Here is a 16,045-nt window from a genome sequence, read left to right as displayed (position 1 = left end):
ATACCTGCCTAGAGAGCGACTTTCCAATGTCCAAAGTAAAGCTGACCACCAACCACGGCGACATCGTTCTGCAATTGAACGCAGAAAAAGCCCCCCTGACGGTAGCCAACTTCATCGAATACGTTAACGCCGGCCACTATGAAAACACCGTTTTTCACCGTGTGATCGGTAACTTCATGATTCAGGGCGGTGGTTTCGAGCCAGGCATGAAAGAAAAGAAAGACAAGCGCCCAAGCATCCAGAACGAAGCTGACAACGGCCTGCCGAACAAGAAATACAGCGTCGCCATGGCCCGGACCATGGAGCCGCATTCGGCTTCTGCGCAGTTCTTCATCAACGTGGCTGACAACGCCTTCCTGAACCACAGCGCCAAGACCACTCAGGGCTGGGGCTATGCGGTATTCGCCGAAGTGATCGAAGGCACTGACGTGGTCGACAAGATCAAAGGCGTCGCGACTTCCAGCAAATCCGGTCACCAGGATGTACCTGTAGAAGATGTGATCATCGAGAAAGCCGAGATCATTGAGTGATACTGCTGATCTCCGATCTGCACCTTGAGCAGGAGCGCCCGGACATTAGCCGGGCGTTTCTGACTCTCCTCGCTGGCCGTGCGCGTACGGCCGAAGCGTTGTATATCCTCGGGGACTTCTTTGAAGCCTGGATCGGTGACGACGCCATGTCGCCGTTCCAGCTTTCGATCTGCAAGGCCCTGCGCGAACTGAGCGACAGCGGCACACGAATTTTTCTGATGCACGGCAACCGTGACTTCATGATTGGCAAGGGTTTCTGCAAGGCAGCAGGTTGTACGCTGTTGAGCGACCCCAGCGTCGTGCAGTTGAATGGTAAGCCGGTACTGTTGATGCACGGCGACAGCTTGTGCACTCGCGATGAAGGTTATATGCGGATGCGCCGTTACCTGCGCCATCCGCTGACGTTGTTCATATTGCGTCATCTGCCGTTGAGCACTCGCCATAAGCTGGCGCGCAAGTTGCGCAACGAAAGCCGCGCCCAGACGCGCATGAAGGCCAACGATATTGTCGACGTGACTCCGGAGGAAGTGCCGAGGATCATGCAGCAGTTCGGCGTGCGTACGCTGGTCCACGGCCACACTCACCGCCCGGCGATTCACAAATTGCAGATTGGCGACCAGTCGGCAAAACGCATCGTGCTGGGTGACTGGGACCGTCAGGGCTGGGTGCTGCAGGTCGATGAACAGGGCTTGAACCTGAGCTCATTCGATTTTGTGCCGGAGACGGTTGCGTTGCTGAACTGACGGCCCGAACGCCGTGCTTTTGTGGGAGCGAACTTGTTCGCGAAGAGGTCGGTACAACCCCCGCAAACAGGGCATTGACTCTCGTTCCCACGCTCTGCGTCGCACAGCGGTTCTGCGATGTCAGCGCTGTTTGTTTACGACTCAGGGCACCTTTTCGCCCCTCGGCGACCTACTTTGATGGGGCCAAAGTAGGCAAACCCCCTGGCTCCGTTTCCGGCCCGACTTCGTCGGGTTCCTTCGCCCTGACACTGATCCGGGGGCCGCCGCACCGGGCCATCCATGGCCCGGTGCAGCTTGCTCGGCGTCCTGCCTCGCATCCACCGGCTCAGTGTCAGGGCTCAGCCGTCACTTACGTCGCAATTGGCGTCATCAGTGCCATCGCGATCGAGAAGCACATCTAAAGCACTGCGTCGCAAGCAATGGGCAAGACACAACGTCGCGTCGCATGGAAGATTTGTGGCCCCGAGCGTCATGAACCGCATGCCACCTCGTTGCCAAGGGAGAAATCCCTTATCAATGCCCTCCCCCCGCCGCCGGCCCGGCCTTGGCGGCGAACGGGGGTTTGGCCAGCCAGACCACTAGTATCAATCCTACGAATATCCAGCCCAGCAGGTAGAAGTAGTCCACCGTGGACATCATGTAGGCCTGGGCGTTGAGGGTGCGTTCCAGTTGGGCGTAGGCCTGTGGGCTGGCGCCGCCCAGGCTGTCGAGGGCGTGGCGGGTTGTCGGGTCGAAGGTGCTTATGTTTTCGCTCAGGTAGGCATGATGCTGGTTGGCGCGGCGGATCCAGATCCAGGTGGTCAGCGACGCCGCGAAGCTGCCGCCCAAGGTGCGCAGAAAGGTTGCCAGACCCGAACCATCGGCGATCTGCTCCGGCGGCAGGTCGGAGAGCAGAATGCTCAAGGTCGGCATGAAGAACAGCGCCACACCAATCCCCATGAACAGTTGCACCATCGCCACATGCTCGAAATCCACGTCGGTGTTGAAGCCAGCACGCATGAAGCAACTCAGCCCCATCGCCAGAAAAGCCAGCCCCGCCAGCAGGCGCAGGTCGAACTTGTGCGCGTACTTGCCGACAAATGGCGACATCAGCACGGGCAGGATGCCGATCGGCGCAACCGCCAGACCGGCCCAGGTAGCGGTGTAACCCATCTGGGTCTGCAACCACTGTGGCAAAATCAGGTTGATGCCGAAGAAACCGGAATAGCCACCGATCATGACCAGCGTACCGATCCGGAAGTTGCGGTAAGCAAACAGCCTCAGGTTGACGATCGGGTGCTTGTCGGTCATTTCCCAGATGACGAAGAACGTCAGCGAAACCAGGGAAATCATCGAGCCACCCAGGATGAAGTTCGATTCGAACCAGTCCAGATCATTACCTTTGTCGAGCACCACTTGCAGCGACCCGACACCGACGATCAACGCCAGCAAGCCGATGTAGTCCAGCGGTTGGCGAGCAGTACTGACCGGCCTTTTGGCCATTTGCGAGCGCACCACCAGCACGGCAAACAGACCGATGGGAATATTGATGAAGAAGATCCACGGCCAACTGTAGCTGTCAGTGATCCAGCCGCCGAGGATCGGCCCGGCAATAGGCGCAACCACTGTGACCATCGCCAGCAACGCCAGCGCCATACCCCGTTTTGCAGGTGGATAAACCGCAATCAGCAGTGTCTGGCTCATTGGGTACAGAGGCCCGGCCACCATTCCCTGCAGTGCTCGAAAGCCCACCAGTTCAGGCATCGATTGAGAAATACCGCACAAAAACGAAGCTATCACGAACAGGATGGTCGCCCACAGGAACAGTTTGACCTCACCAAAGCGCCGGCTGAGCCAGCCGGTCAGCGGCAAGGCAATCGCGTTGCTGACCGCGAAGGAGGTGATCACCCAGGTACTCTGCTCGGAACTGACCCCCAGGTTACCGGCGATGGTCGGCAGCGCCACGTTGGCGATGGTGGTGTCGAGCACCTGCATGAAGGTCGCCAGCGACAGGCCGATGGTGCACAACAGCAGGCTCGGCGGCGTAAAGGAAGCGGGGGCGTTGTTACTCATCGCAAATCCCTGAAAACGAGTGCGGCACCCCGGCCGCTTGGCCAAGGCTCACGGATTGGCGGTTCAGCGCTGCGCGGACGTCTTGCCGCCGGAAGCACTGTTCTGGTGAATCAGTTGGTTGATCAGCGCATCGGCGTCGGCCAGTTGCTCGGCATAAACCCGAGTACTCAACGCCGCCTGTTTGCGCGGCTGCTGCGCCAGTACCGGGCCACTCTGGTCATGCAGATTGACCTCGACGGTGGTCGACAGACCGATACGCAAAGGGTGCTGCGCCAGCTCTTCAGGGTTGATGTGCACGCGGACCGGCACACGCTGGACGATCATGATCCAGTTGCCGGTCGCATTCTGTGCCGGCAACAGCGCGAAGGCACTGCCGGTGCCGGCACCCAGGCTGTCGATGGTGCCGCTGAATTTCACGTCGCTGCCATACAGGTCGGAGCTGATTTCCACCGGCTGACCGATGCGCATCTTGCCCAGCTGGGTTTCCTTGAAGTTGGCGTCGATCCACAGCTGATCCAGTGGAATGACCGCCATCGTCGCAGTGCCTGGCTGAATCCGCTGCCCCAGTTGCACGGTGCGTTTGGCCACATAACCGGTAACCGGCGCTACCAGTGTGGAGCGGGCATTAGCCAGGTAAGCCTGACGCAGTTGAGCGGCGGCGGCCTTGACGTCGGGATGCGAAGAAACAACGGTGTCGTCGACCAGTGCGACACTGGTGCTCAACTGCTGTTGAAGGCTGTTCAAGGCACTTTGCGCACTGGTCAGGCTGTCACGGGCATGAGACAGCTCTTCCTGAGAAATCGCCCCGCCCGCAGCCAGGCTGCGGCGTCGGTTGTAGTTGTCCTGGGCGGTCTGCACCGCAGTTCGCTGTGCGGCCAGTTGCGCTTTCATGCCATCGACATTGCTGTAAAGGCCACGCACCTGACGCACGACCTTGGCCAGCCTCGGCGCTTTGCAGCGAAACCTCGGCGTCACTCGGATCGAACTTGAGCAGCACCTGCCCTTCCTGGACCAGATCGCCATCATCGGCACCAATACTGATCACAGTCCCGGTAACCAACGGCGTGATTTCGACCACATTGCCGTTCACATACGCGTCGTCAGTCTCTTCGCTCCATTGCCCGTAAATCTCGTACCAGGCCCAGATACCCAGGCCGCACAGCACGACGATGATCGCAAGTCCGATCAGCAGAAACTTGCGCTTGCCGGGGTTGGCGTCTTTCTGTTGCGACAGTTGCGCTGTGTTTTCAGTGGCGGCAGTGGCCATGACAATTACCTTCTAGTCAGCGACGGCGGACAGTTGCCAACGCCCGTTCAGGGCAGTGGCCGGCGAGCAGGCTGGCGCCCGCTCGCCTGTCGAGCCGTTCAGCCTTTGGCTTTGGGGTTGAAGCTCAGGCGAGTGAGCGTGATGTGGTCATCAGCGGCCACCAGCACTTTGGTAAGAATCCGTTGCAGGCTCGCAACCTCCTCCGCATTCAGCGGAGCAAAGATCTCGTTCATGGCATCGGCCCCGATCTGCGGCAACAGATCGGAAAGTTTCTGCCCCTGCTCGGTCAGCGCGAGGCGCACCTGACGACGATCCGTCGCCGAGCGCGCACGCACGATCAGCTCTTTTTGCTCCAGACGATCCAGCATGCGAGTCATCGAACCGCTGTCCAGAGACAGGTGCCGACACAGTTCGACCGGCGTATCGGTGGCGAACTGGGCAATGATGATCAGCACCTTGAACTGCGCGAACGTCACGTCATAGGGCAACAGGTACTTGTCCAGCGTACGGTCTTTGAGCGCATTGGTACGGCCGACCAGCAACCCGATCAGCGTGGAGTCGAAATTTTCGGGGCTGAAATGTTTCAAGAGGTCACCCGGATAGCTGCTTAGGCAGTGATTGCAAAATATTACTGCCTAGACAGCCATTGTCAAAACATTTATTAGCTTGCTTACTAAAAGCCCATAAAAAAACGACCGCTGGTGAGGCGGTCGTTTTTTTTTAAGCGTGACGAGCGTCAGGCGGCGGCAGGTACGTCAGCAGGCACGCCACTGTGAAAACGGAATTCTTCGTCCGGGCTTTCGATCAGCTCGCGCTCGGCCAGGCGGATTTCTTCGATCTTGGCATCCACATCAGCCTTGTCGCCGTAGCTGTAAGCGAGCTTCAGGTAATCCTGAAAATGCCGCGCCTCGGATTTGAGCAGACCGCCATAAAACTTGGCCAGTTCCTCATCCAGATGCGGCACCAACGCAGCAAAACGCTCGCAGGAACGCGCCTCGACAATCGCGCCGACGATCAGCGCGTCAGTCAGCCGATACGGATTATGGTTGCGCACCCGCTTGCGCAGCGCCCCGGCATAGCGCGACGAGCTGATATTGACCATCGGAATCTGGCGCTTGCGGATGATGCTGATCACCTGCTCGAAATGGCGCAACTCTTCGCGGGCCAGGCGCGACATCTTGCTCAGCAGGTCGAATTTATCATTGTACTGGAACATGAACTGAAATGCCGCCCCGGCAGCCTTCTTCTCGTTGTTCGCATGGTCGATCAGCAGAACGTCCAGGTTGCGCAGTGCAGCCTGAACCCAACTGTCGGGCGTGCGGCAGAGCAGAAAGGCTTCGATTTCGGGGATCGGGTACATAAGCTCACAGAATGACGGAGAGACAAGGCCCGGCATTATACGAGCAGCACCGGGGACTCGCGACACAAATGCATCCGCCTGCGGAGCAAACCGGGTCAGGCGCCGAATGCATCTTTCAGAAAGCCTGGTGCGATGTAGCGCTGGTAGTGGGCCTCGGACAGCAGGAAGAACTCACGATCGATTTCATCGCGCAGCTCCGGCAATGTCCAGTCACGAAACTCCGGCAACAGCACGAAACCGTAGGCCTCGACCTGGCTGATGACCCGCGCGCCGCGTGCAATCAATTGATAAGCCCAGCAATACTCGGACTGATGCGGCACGAAGCGGATCTTGCGCTGGGTGAGCTGCATGCGCAGCTTGTCGGCATCGAAGATTTCGAGCTTGGCGGTCATCACCTGGACCAGCAATTGCTCCAGACGCAGCCAGACGGCTCTTTTTTCGTCTTCGTTGTAGCCGTTCCAGTGGATGACCTCGTGGTGGAATCGCTTGCAGCCACGGCAGACCAGATCCCCGTAAACAGTGGAGCAAAGGCCGACGCAAGGTGTCTTGATGATGTAATCGGGCATGTCAGGCAGGACTGGGGAAGGCGAAACAGGCGCTTATGTTAGCCCTTTGTCTAAGCAAGTTCACCCCCGAAGATGTAGGGGCTAACTTACCTTTAGCGAAGTTTTGGCGTAGAATGAGCGAGCCTTTTAAGGCGCCAATGTCCGTTGGAAGCTGTTTTCAAAGCGTCACGAGCACAGTCAGGTTAACCCCGCATTGCGGCGTCGACAGGCCATTCCCTCATCACGAATGGCCGTGTCGACCGTCCCTCCCTCCGTTCTGCAGGCGTAAAACTTTGAAAACAGCTTCTGTTAGGAATCGCCGACACCCTGCCAACAAGGTTCAATAAGCCTTGCGTGGGCGCGGACGATTTCTGGATGAGCGTCCCGGACACCCATTTGGGACCACTGATGAGGGTTAATACTGTGCTTGAAGCCTACCGTAAACACATCGAAGAGCGTGCCGCCCAGGGCATCGTGCCCCAGCCGCTTAACGCCGAGCAAACCGCAGGCCTGGTCGAGCTGCTGAAAAATCCCCCGGCTGGCGAAGAAGCTTTCCTTGTCGACCTGATCACCAACCGCATTCCACCAGGCGTTGACGAAGCTGCCTACGTCAAGGCCGGTTTTCTGTCTGCCCTGGCCAAGGGCGAAGCCACTTCTCCCCTGATCGACAAAAAACGTGCAACCGAACTGCTGGGTACCATGCAGGGCGGCTACAACATCGTCACGCTGGTTGAACTGCTCGACGATGCCACCCTGGCGCCCGTTGCTGCCGAACAGCTCAAGCACACCCTGCTGATGTTCGACGCATTCCACGACGTGGCCGAAAAAGCCAAAACCGGCAACGCTCACGCCAAAGCCGTGTTGCAATCCTGGGCTGACGGCGAGTGGTTCAAGAAGCGCCCGACCCTGGCCGAGAAAATCAGCCTGCGCGTCTTTAAAGTCACTGGCGAAACCAACACCGACGACCTGTCCCCGGCACCCGATGCCTGGTCGCGTCCGGACATCCCGCTGCACGCCCTCGCCATGCTGAAAATGGCCCGCGACGGCATCGTTCCTGACGTGCAGGGCTCCATCGGCCCCATGAAGCAGATCGAAGAAATGCGCGGCCAGGGCTTCCCTATCGCCTACGTCGGTGACGTGGTCGGTACCGGTTCGTCGCGTAAATCGGCAACCAACTCGGTGCTGTGGTTCTTCGGCGACGACATTCCTTACGTGCCGAACAAGCGTGCCGGTGGCTTCTGCTTCGGCAGCAAGATCGCGCCGATCTTCTACAACACCATGGAAGATGCGGGCGCTCTGCCCATCGAATTCGATGTCTCGAACATCAACATGGGCGACGTGATCGACGTTTACCCGTATGCGGGCAAAGTCTGCAAGCACGACAGCGACGAAATCATCACCACCTTCGAAATGAAGACCCCGGTGCTGCTCGACGAAGTCCGCGCTGGCGGCCGTATTCCGTTGATCATTGGCCGCGGCCTGACCAGCAAGGCGCGCGCCGAACTGGGCCTGCCAGCATTCGACCTGTTCAAAACCCCTGACCAGCCAGCCGAAAGCACCAAGGGTTTCACCCTGGCGCAGAAGATGGTCGGCAAGGCGTGCGGCGTCGCAGGTATCCGTCCGGGCACCTATTGCGAACCGAAAATGACCACCGTCGGTTCCCAGGACACCACTGGCCCGATGACCCGCGACGAGCTGAAAGACCTGGCCTGCCTGGGTTTCTCGACCGATCTGGTCATGCAGTCGTTCTGCCACACCGCAGCCTATCCGAAGCCGATCGACGTCAAGACGCATCACACGCTGCCTGACTTCATCATGACCCGTGGCGGCGTATCGCTGCGTCCGGGCGACGGCATCATCCACAGCTGGCTGAACCGCATGCTGCTGCCGGACACCGTCGGCACCGGTGGCGACTCGCACACCCGCTTCCCGATCGGCATCTCGTTCCCTGCCGGTTCCGGTCTGGTCGCGTTCGCCGCGGCCACCGGCGTCATGCCGCTGGACATGCCAGAGTCGATCCTGGTCCGCTTCAAGGGCAAGCTGCAACCCGGCATTACCCTGCGCGACCTGGTTCACGCCATTCCTTACTACGCGATTCAGGCCGGCCTGCTGACCGTAGAGAAGAAAGGCAAGAAGAACGCCTTCTCCGGCCGCATTCTGGAGATCGAAGGCCTTGATAACCTGAGCATCGAGCAGGCTTTCGAGCTGTCCGACGCATCGGCCGAACGTTCGGCTGCCGGTTGCACCATCAAGCTGGCCAAAGAGCCGATCATCGAATACCTGAACTCGAACATCACCCTGCTCCGCTGGATGATCGAACAGGGTTACGGCGATCCGCGCACGCTGGAGCGCCGTGCTCAGGCGATGGAAGCCTGGATCGCCAATCCGGAGCTGCTGGAAGCCGACGCAGACGCCGAGTACGCTGAAATCATCGAAATCGATCTGGCCGACGTCAAAGAGCCTGTGCTCTGCGCGCCGAACGACCCGGACGATGCGCGCCTGCTGTCGTCGGTACAGGGCGAGAAAATCGACGAAGTGTTCATCGGTTCGTGCATGACCAACATCGGCCACTTCCGCGCTGCGGGCAAGTTGCTGGAACAGGTCAAGGGCCAGTTGCCGACACGTCTGTGGCTGTCGCCGCCGACCAAGATGGACGCGCACCAGTTGACCGAAGAAGGCTACTACGGCATCTACGGCAAGGCTGGCGCACGTATGGAAATGCCGGGCTGCTCGCTGTGTATGGGTAACCAGGCACGTGTAGAACCGAACTCGACCGTTGTGTCGACCTCGACCCGTAACTTCCCGAACCGTCTGGGTGACGGCGCGAACGTCTACCTGGCCTCGGCCGAACTGGCGTCCGTTGCGTCGATTCTGGGTCGCCTGCCGACCGTCGAAGAGTACATGGGCTACGCCAACCAGATCGACACCATGGCAGCGGACGTGTACCGCTACCTGAGCTTCGATCAGATCGCCGAGTTCCGTGAAGCCGCTGCAAACGCCAACATCCCGGCGCTGCAAGTGTAATCACAGCGCAACGCGTTAAAAGACCCCCATCTTCGTGATGGGGTTTTTTTTGATCTCAAAGCACCACTGCATGTATTTTTTACACTCAAATGGCTATAGTAGCCGCCCTTGTTGGGGAGTAGCCTGCTCGTGACTCCGGTCACAGAGCGTTCGTATCAACATTCTCGGCAGCATGCCGTGGTACGAACACCTTCTGGTTGGCGAGACCAACGATGCATCCATGCCTAAAGTCGGGCGTGTGGTTGCGTCGTTGACTCATAGCCCGACTGGATATAACCGTGAACCCGATTTCCCTCCTCTTTCTTGCGCTTGCCATGTCCACGGACGCTTTTGCTGCGGCCCTTGGTAAAGGAGCAAGCCTGCACAAACCGCGCTTTATCGAAGCGTTACGTACCGGCCTGATATTCGGTGCCATCGAAACCATCACACCGGTCATCGGCTGGGGCATCGGCCAGGTGGCTGCGCGCTTCGCCGAGAGCTGGGACCACTGGATAGCCTTCACGCTGTTGCTGGTGCTCGGCCTGCACATGATCTACAACGGCCTCAAGCATGACGACGCTGAGGAGCAGGAAAAACCCGGCTCACACTCCTTCTGGATTCTTGCCGTGACCGCCTTCGCCACCAGTATCGATGCACTGGCGGTTGGCGTGGGCCTGGCGTTTGTCGACGTCAATATCATGGTCGCTGCGCTGGCTATCGGCCTGGCCACGACCGTTATGGTTACTATCGGTGTGATGCTGGGCCGGGTACTCGGCACGATGGTCGGCAAGCGTGCTGAAATCGTTGGCGGCATCGTGCTGATCGTGGTCGGCGCAACGATTCTTTACGAGCACTTGTCTGCGGCGGCCTGATCAACGGCCTGCGACCTGTAAACGCGCACAAAAAAACCGCATCTCTCGATGCGGTTTTTTAAGGGGTCTACCGGTTACAAGCGGATCAGACCGTAATGCCCTGCCCGCTCATGGCCAGGTCCAGCAACTCGCGGTTGGCGACTGCGTACATCGCGTAGTCGGTACCGCTCGCTGCACGGATATCGACCAGCATGGCACGCCAGCGCTCGACCATCAGCGAATGTTGCTCCAGCCACAGGGCCAAACGCGCTTCGATATCCGACGGGCCATCAGCCATTTGCAGAACCGAAACAGTGATCGCCCGCTGCTGCCAGTCGACGTCGTCACGGAACGCTTCACGCGCCAGGGCTTGCCAGTTGTTCTCCACCGGCAGGCTGCTGATCTGCTGCAAGTACCAGGTGATGTCCAGCGCGCTGCCTACCGCGAAGTACGCCTTGGCCACATCGGCAGCATTTTGCCCGGTGACGTCGGAGGCTTCGATGATCGGCAGCAGCGTATACAGGTGCGTCGTTCCGGCGACCATGCGCGCCAGCAATTCCGGTACACCGGCTTCGACGTAGGCCTGATAGCGCGTCTGCCAGACCTCGCGGGTCGGGCCTTCCAGCAACTCGTCGAGCTTGAGACCCAGCGCAGCGAGGTGCGGACCGAAGTGCGCCACGTCACGACCGGCATCCAGCTCGTTGCGACGGCTGCGCAGGAACCAGCGTGTGGCACGCCGACCCAGGCGCATCAGTTCATCCATCAATGCCAGCTGGATTTCAGCCGAAACCTTGTAGTCCAGTGCTTCGATCTGACGGAACCAGTGCGGCAGGTGGAAGATGTCGCGCACGATCACGTAGGCACCGGCCACCGCCGCAGCACTCATGCCGGTCGACTCTTTGAGCCGCTGCACGAAGGTGATGCCCATGTGGTTGACCAGATCGTTGGCGATCTGGGTGCTGACGATTTCACGCTTCAGACGGTGACCGCGCATGGCCGTGGAGAACCTGGCACCCAGCGACGGCGGGAACGCGGTTTCCATGTCACGCGCCAGATAATCATCATCCGGCACGCGGGATTCCAGCAAGGCTTCCTTGAGGTCTATCTTGCTGTACGAGATCAGCACCGACAGCTCGGCACGGCTCAAGCCTTGTTTGGCCGCAACCCGCTCGGCAATCTGGTCTTCGGCCGGCAGGAACTCGATGGCGCGATCCAGCTTGCCGCGCGCTTCGAGATCGTTCATCAGACGCTTGTATTCGGCAATCCGCTCGTAGGCGCGGCGCGCAGCCAGTGACAGCGCCTGGGTCTGCTTGTAGTTGTTGCCGAGCACCAGGTGGCCCACTTCGTCGGTCATGCTTTCGAGCAGCTGGTTGCGCTGCTTTTCGGTCATGTCACCGGCCTGCACCACTTCGTTGAGCAGGATCTTGATGTTCACTTCATGGTCGGAGCAATCAACACCGCCCGCGTTGTCGATGAAGTCGGTGTTGGTCGCGCCGCCATTGAGGCCGAACTCGACACGGCCCAGCTGGGTCATGCCTAGGTTGCCGCCCTCGCCCACCACCTTGCAGCGCAACTCGTTACCGTCGACGCGCAGCGCATCGTTGGCCTTGTCACCCACGTCGGCATGCGATTCTTCGCTGGACTTGACGTACGTGCCGATGCCGCCGTTCCACAACAGATCGACAGGCGCTTTGAGCAGCGCGTGCAGCAGTTCGGTCGGCGTCAGCTTGTCAGCCTTGATGTCGAAGCGCGTCTTCATCTGCTCGGTGATGGCGATGCTCTTAAGGCTGCGCGGGAAGATTCCGCCGCCAGCGGACATGATGCAGGTGTCGTAATCGGTCCACGACGAACGCGGCAGATTGAACAGGCGCTCGCGCTCGGCAAAGCTGGTGGCCGGGTCCGGGTTCGGATCAATGAAAATGTGCAGATGGTTGAACGCTGCGACCAGTTGCAGCTTGTCAGACATCAGCAAGCCGTTGCCGAATACGTCACCGGCCATGTCGCCGATACCGATCACGCTGATGCTGTCCTGCTGCACATTGATGTCGCGCTCGCGGAAGTGACGCTGCACGCCTACCCACGCGCCCTTGGCGGTAATGCCCATCTTCTTGTGGTCATAACCGGCCGAGCCGCCGGAGGCGAACGCATCTCCCAGCCAGAAGCCGTAGTCGATGGCAATGCCGTTGGCGATATCGGAGAAGGTTGCAGTGCCTTTGTCGGCAGCCACGACCAGATACGGATCGTCGTCATCGTGGCGCACCACGTTGACCGGCGGCACCAGCACGCCTTCCTTGAGGTTGTCGGTGATGTCCAACAGGCCCGAGATGAAGATCCGGTAGCAGGCGATGGCCTCAGCCTGTATTTCATCACGATTGCCGTTGGTCGGCAGGCGACGCGGCACGAAACCGCCTTTGGCACCGACCGGCACGATGACAGAGTTTTTCACCTGTTGAGCTTTGACCAGGCCGAGCACTTCGGTACGGAAGTCTTCCTCGCGGTCCGACCAGCGCAGGCCGCCACGCGCTACGTTGCCGAAGCGCAGATGCACGCCTTCAACGCGCGGCGAGTAGACGAAGATCTCGAACTTCGGCACCGGCTTGGGCAGTTCGGGAATCAGGCGCGGGTTGAACTTGAAGCTGAAGTAGCTCTTGCTCTGGCCATTGGCGTCGGCCTGATAGAAGTTGGTGCGCAGCGTGGCTTTGATCAGGTCCAGATAACGACGCAGGATGCGGTCTTCGTTGAGTACCTGAACGTCGTCCAGCGCGGTCAGAATCGCCTGTTCCAGACGCAGTTGCTTGTCGTCCAGATCGTCGGAACCCAGCTTGCGGGCCAGATAGAAACGGGTCTTGAACAGACGCGTCAGCTCGCGGGCGATGTCCGTGTGGTTGTTCAGCGTGGTCGCGATGTAACCCAGATCGAAGCCCAGACGAATCTGCTTCAGGTAACGCGCATAGGCTCGCAGCAGCGCGACATCGCGCCAAGGCAGGCCAGCCGTCAGCACCAGACGGTTGAAAGCATCGTTTTCGGCATCGCCGCGCACGATGTGCACGAAGGCGTCCTGCAAGGTGTCGTTGAGCTGCTGAATGTCGAGATTCAGCCCTTCGCCGTAGGTAAAGGCGAAGTCGTGAATCCAGAACTCGCGGCCATTGGCATGGTGCAGGCGATAAGGGAACTCACCCAGCACGCGCAGGCCGAGGTTTTCCAGAATCGGCAACACGTCGGACAGCGCCAGTGGCGTGTCGGCGTGATACAGCTTGCAATGCAATTGCTGGCGGCCGCCGGACAGTGGTTGGTAAAAGCTCATCACCAGCGGATTGCTTTCGCTCAGGCTCAGCACGTGCTGCATGTCGACCACGGCCGAATGCGCCGCGAAACGCTCGCGATAACCGGCCGGGAAGCCTTTCGGGAAGTCGGCCAGCACGTTGGTGCCTTGCGCTTCGCCGAAGCTTTCCACCACCAGGCTGGCGTAATCGTCTTTCCACGAACGGCAGGCCTGAATGACTTCGTTTTCCAGCTGGACCACGTCGATGTCCAGATTGATCTTCGGGTCGACCCGTAGAATCAGCTGCACCCGCGCCAGTACCGACTCGGAGAAGAAGGTCCAGAATTCGCAGTCGCTGGCCTTCAGGCGATCCATCAGCACCTGCTGGATCTTCTGCCGCACTTCGGTGGAATAGACATCACGCGGCACATAGGCCAGGCAATAGCAGAAGCGGCCGTACGGGTCTTTGCGCAGGAACACACGGATCTTGTTGCGCTCCTGAATCTGCACGATGGACATGACGGTGGTGAACAACTCGTCCACCGGCGTCTGGAACAAGTCGTCGCGGGGCAGCACTTCGACCACCTGCGCCAGCTCCTTGCCCAGGTGCGCCTTGGCATCGAAGCCGGAACGGCGCTCGACCTCCGCGACCTTGCGGCGAATGTACGGAATCTGCCGCACGCTCTCGCCATACACCGACGAGGTGTAGAGGCCCATGAAACGGCATTCCTTGATGACTTTGCCGGACGCATCTATCTGCCGGATCGACACGTAATCCGGGTACGCCGGACGGTGCACGCGGCTTGGGTGCGCAGCTTTGGCGAACGACAGCAGCACCGGCTCCTGCAGGTATTTCACTGCGTAGTCTTCGATGTGCAGGTCTTCGTGGGTGAGGCCGGGACGCAGCAATCGGGTCAGGCCCAGGAACGACGATTCGTCGTACACCAGCTGACCGCCATTGGCGTCCGTGCGCACTTCGAATTCTTCGTAACCGAGGAAGGTAAAGTGATTGTCCACCAGCCATTGCAGGAAGACCTTGATCTCGGCCTTCTCTTCCGCATCGGTATTGGATTCGTTGGCATCGATGCTCGCCAGCAGATCATGCAGACGCGCTTTCATCGGCGCGAAATCTTCGACCGCAACGCGTACTTCACCGAGTACCTGCTCCAGCTCGCGAGCCAGCACGTTCAACTCGCTGGCACTGGCGCAGCGGTCGATCTCCAGATACATCAACGACTCTTGCAGCACGTCTTCGCCGCTGGTGCCTTTGGGCAGCAGCTCCAGCAGCTCGCCATTTACGCCACGGCGCACGCAGAGCACGGTGGTTTGCAGGGTGTGAATGCTGTAGCCGCGGCGGTTCAGTTCGGTACGGACGGAGTCGACCAGAAACGGCAGGTCGTGATGCAGCACTTCAACGGCAGTGTGAGTCGATTGCCATCCGTGACGCTCGTAATCGGGGTTGTAAACCCGCACCTGCGGGTGAGCGTGTTCGAAACGCTCCAGCAGACGCCAGGCAGACAAGGTGCAGCCTGCCAGATCGGACAGGCGACGCTGGGTGAGCTCGTCCAGAGAAATGATGCCGAAGAATTGCTCGGCGAACAGCGCCACTTGTGGCAGTGCCTGTTCGCTGATGTGCTGAGCCAGTGCCGCTTGCAGTTGATGCTGGAAGTCGGCCTTGCTGGCTGCGGTGAAGAACGCCATCTGTGGTACTCCGCTTTGGCTTTTATTGGGGAGGCTTGAAGAAGGTGTTGTGACCGGGCTGCCCTCGCACTCAATTGCGCGGACACCACCTGATCGAGTGTAAAGCTAAAGTACTAACGCCTGCTGTGTCAGGGTAGTCACATTTGAATTCCAGGTAAAAAAACCTGTACGCAGGGGATACACCCTACACCACTCGTCTTTCATGCAGCTTAACGAGAGCTGAGCGCACACTGCTTACGAGGCTGCGACATATTCGGTCATCAGCTCGCGGTAGAATCCGCGCCAGGCTGCCAGCCCCGAACGACAAATCTGGCAAAATCCACTCCACGCTTCCCCACAGCACTGGAAACCCTATGCAGATCAAGACCGCCACACTCATTGCCAACGCATGCGACGACGAATACGACAACATGGCGCTGCTCTGCTGCCACGGAGCGGGCGGCGACCTGTTTTCCCTGACCCGCTTTCCGGATGAAAACGAGGTGGAGATCACGATCGGCGATGACACCTCGCATACCGTGTCCCGTCTGAAAGTGACCGTCAGCGCCCAGCGTCTGCTGGTAGAGATCGACCCGGCGGACGCGAAGCAACTGAACGGCCATGCGCACTTTGAGATTGTCCACACCACAGACGCGGACGATCTGGCCGAGGTTCACAGAACGTTACAAATCATCATGAAAAACGTCGGCGAGTACGTCAGCGAAATCGCCTGAGGGACAAAAGCCGGTAGA

Annotated in this window: 10 protein-coding genes, 1 pseudogene and 1 riboswitch; of the genes and pseudogenes, 5 read left to right on the top strand and 6 right to left on the bottom strand. The window is 59.4% G+C overall.

Translation table 11 applies throughout. From position 1 onward, the window contains the following. Window positions 1–26 precede the first annotated feature (26 nt). Entirely contained in the window at window positions 27–530 is a 504-nt protein-coding gene (locus tag BLT55_RS04390) for a peptidylprolyl isomerase (RefSeq protein ID WP_007250309.1), read from the top strand. Continuing rightward, the gene (gene lpxH / locus BLT55_RS04385; protein WP_054999493.1) at window positions 527–1,273 is read left to right on the top strand and encodes a UDP-2,3-diacylglucosamine diphosphatase; all 747 of its coding nucleotides are present in this window, start codon (window positions 527–529) and stop codon (window positions 1,271–1,273) included. Before BLT55_RS04390 ends, lpxH begins: the two co-directional genes overlap by 4 nt. A gap of 513 nt (window positions 1,274–1,786) precedes the next feature. On the opposite strand, the gene BLT55_RS04375 is transcribed toward lpxH, so the two are convergent. The 5 genes and pseudogenes from BLT55_RS04375 to BLT55_RS04355 form a co-directional block, all read right to left on the bottom strand. After that, a complete protein-coding gene (locus BLT55_RS04375; RefSeq protein WP_223862748.1) occupies window positions 1,787–3,370 on the bottom strand; it encodes a DHA2 family efflux MFS transporter permease subunit in 1,584 nt (527 codons plus the stop codon). A gap of 18 nt (window positions 3,371–3,388) precedes the next feature. Next, a pseudogene (locus tag BLT55_RS04370) lies at window positions 3,389–4,592 on the bottom strand (EmrA/EmrK family multidrug efflux transporter periplasmic adaptor subunit). A gap of 98 nt (window positions 4,593–4,690) precedes the next feature. Beyond that, window positions 4,691–5,179: a MarR family winged helix-turn-helix transcriptional regulator gene (locus BLT55_RS04365; protein ID WP_054999047.1), complete on the bottom strand. Its 489-nt coding sequence runs from the start codon at window positions 5,177–5,179 to the stop codon at window positions 4,691–4,693. A 149-nt stretch (window positions 5,180–5,328) separates the two neighbouring features. Continuing rightward, entirely contained in the window at window positions 5,329–5,952 is a 624-nt protein-coding gene (locus tag BLT55_RS04360; RefSeq protein ID WP_007250304.1) for a MiaE family protein, read from the bottom strand. Between the two features lie 95 nt (window positions 5,953–6,047). Further along, entirely contained in the window at window positions 6,048–6,518 is a 471-nt protein-coding gene (locus BLT55_RS04355; RefSeq protein WP_054999048.1) for a DUF1289 domain-containing protein, read from the bottom strand. A 402-nt stretch (window positions 6,519–6,920) separates the two neighbouring features. Here BLT55_RS04355 and acnB point away from each other — a divergent pair, with 402 nt between their 5' ends. Both acnB and mntP read left to right on the top strand, forming a co-directional pair. Then, entirely contained in the window at window positions 6,921–9,521 is a 2,601-nt protein-coding gene (gene acnB, locus BLT55_RS04350; protein ID WP_054999049.1) for a bifunctional aconitate hydratase 2/2-methylisocitrate dehydratase, read from the top strand. A 106-nt stretch (window positions 9,522–9,627) separates the two neighbouring features. Further along, window positions 9,628–9,793: riboswitch (yybP-ykoY riboswitch) on the top strand. A gap of 6 nt (window positions 9,794–9,799) precedes the next feature. Beyond that, on the top strand, window positions 9,800–10,372 hold the full coding sequence (gene mntP, locus BLT55_RS04345; RefSeq protein ID WP_024676966.1) for a manganese efflux pump MntP: 573 nt from the start codon (window positions 9,800–9,802) through the stop codon (window positions 10,370–10,372). 85 nt (window positions 10,373–10,457) lie between these two features. Here the strand turns inward: mntP and BLT55_RS04340 are convergent, their stop codons facing one another. After that, the gene (locus tag BLT55_RS04340; protein WP_054999050.1) at window positions 10,458–15,314 is read right to left on the bottom strand and encodes an NAD-glutamate dehydrogenase; all 4,857 of its coding nucleotides are present in this window, start codon (window positions 15,312–15,314) and stop codon (window positions 10,458–10,460) included. 353 nt (window positions 15,315–15,667) lie between these two features. Here BLT55_RS04340 and BLT55_RS04335 point away from each other — a divergent pair, with 353 nt between their 5' ends. Then, window positions 15,668–16,027 carry a hypothetical protein gene (locus tag BLT55_RS04335; protein ID WP_054999051.1) on the top strand — a complete coding sequence of 120 codons (360 nt, stop codon included), beginning with the start codon at window positions 15,668–15,670 and terminating at the stop codon, window positions 16,025–16,027. Window positions 16,028–16,045 lie beyond the last annotated feature (18 nt).

Source organism: Pseudomonas cannabina (assembly GCF_900100365.1).
In the GTDB taxonomy this organism is placed as follows: Bacteria; Pseudomonadota; Gammaproteobacteria; order Pseudomonadales; family Pseudomonadaceae; genus Aquipseudomonas; species Aquipseudomonas cannabina.
The sequence above is the reverse complement of the archived record's forward strand: the minus strand, read 5'-3'. Positions and strand labels throughout refer to the sequence as shown.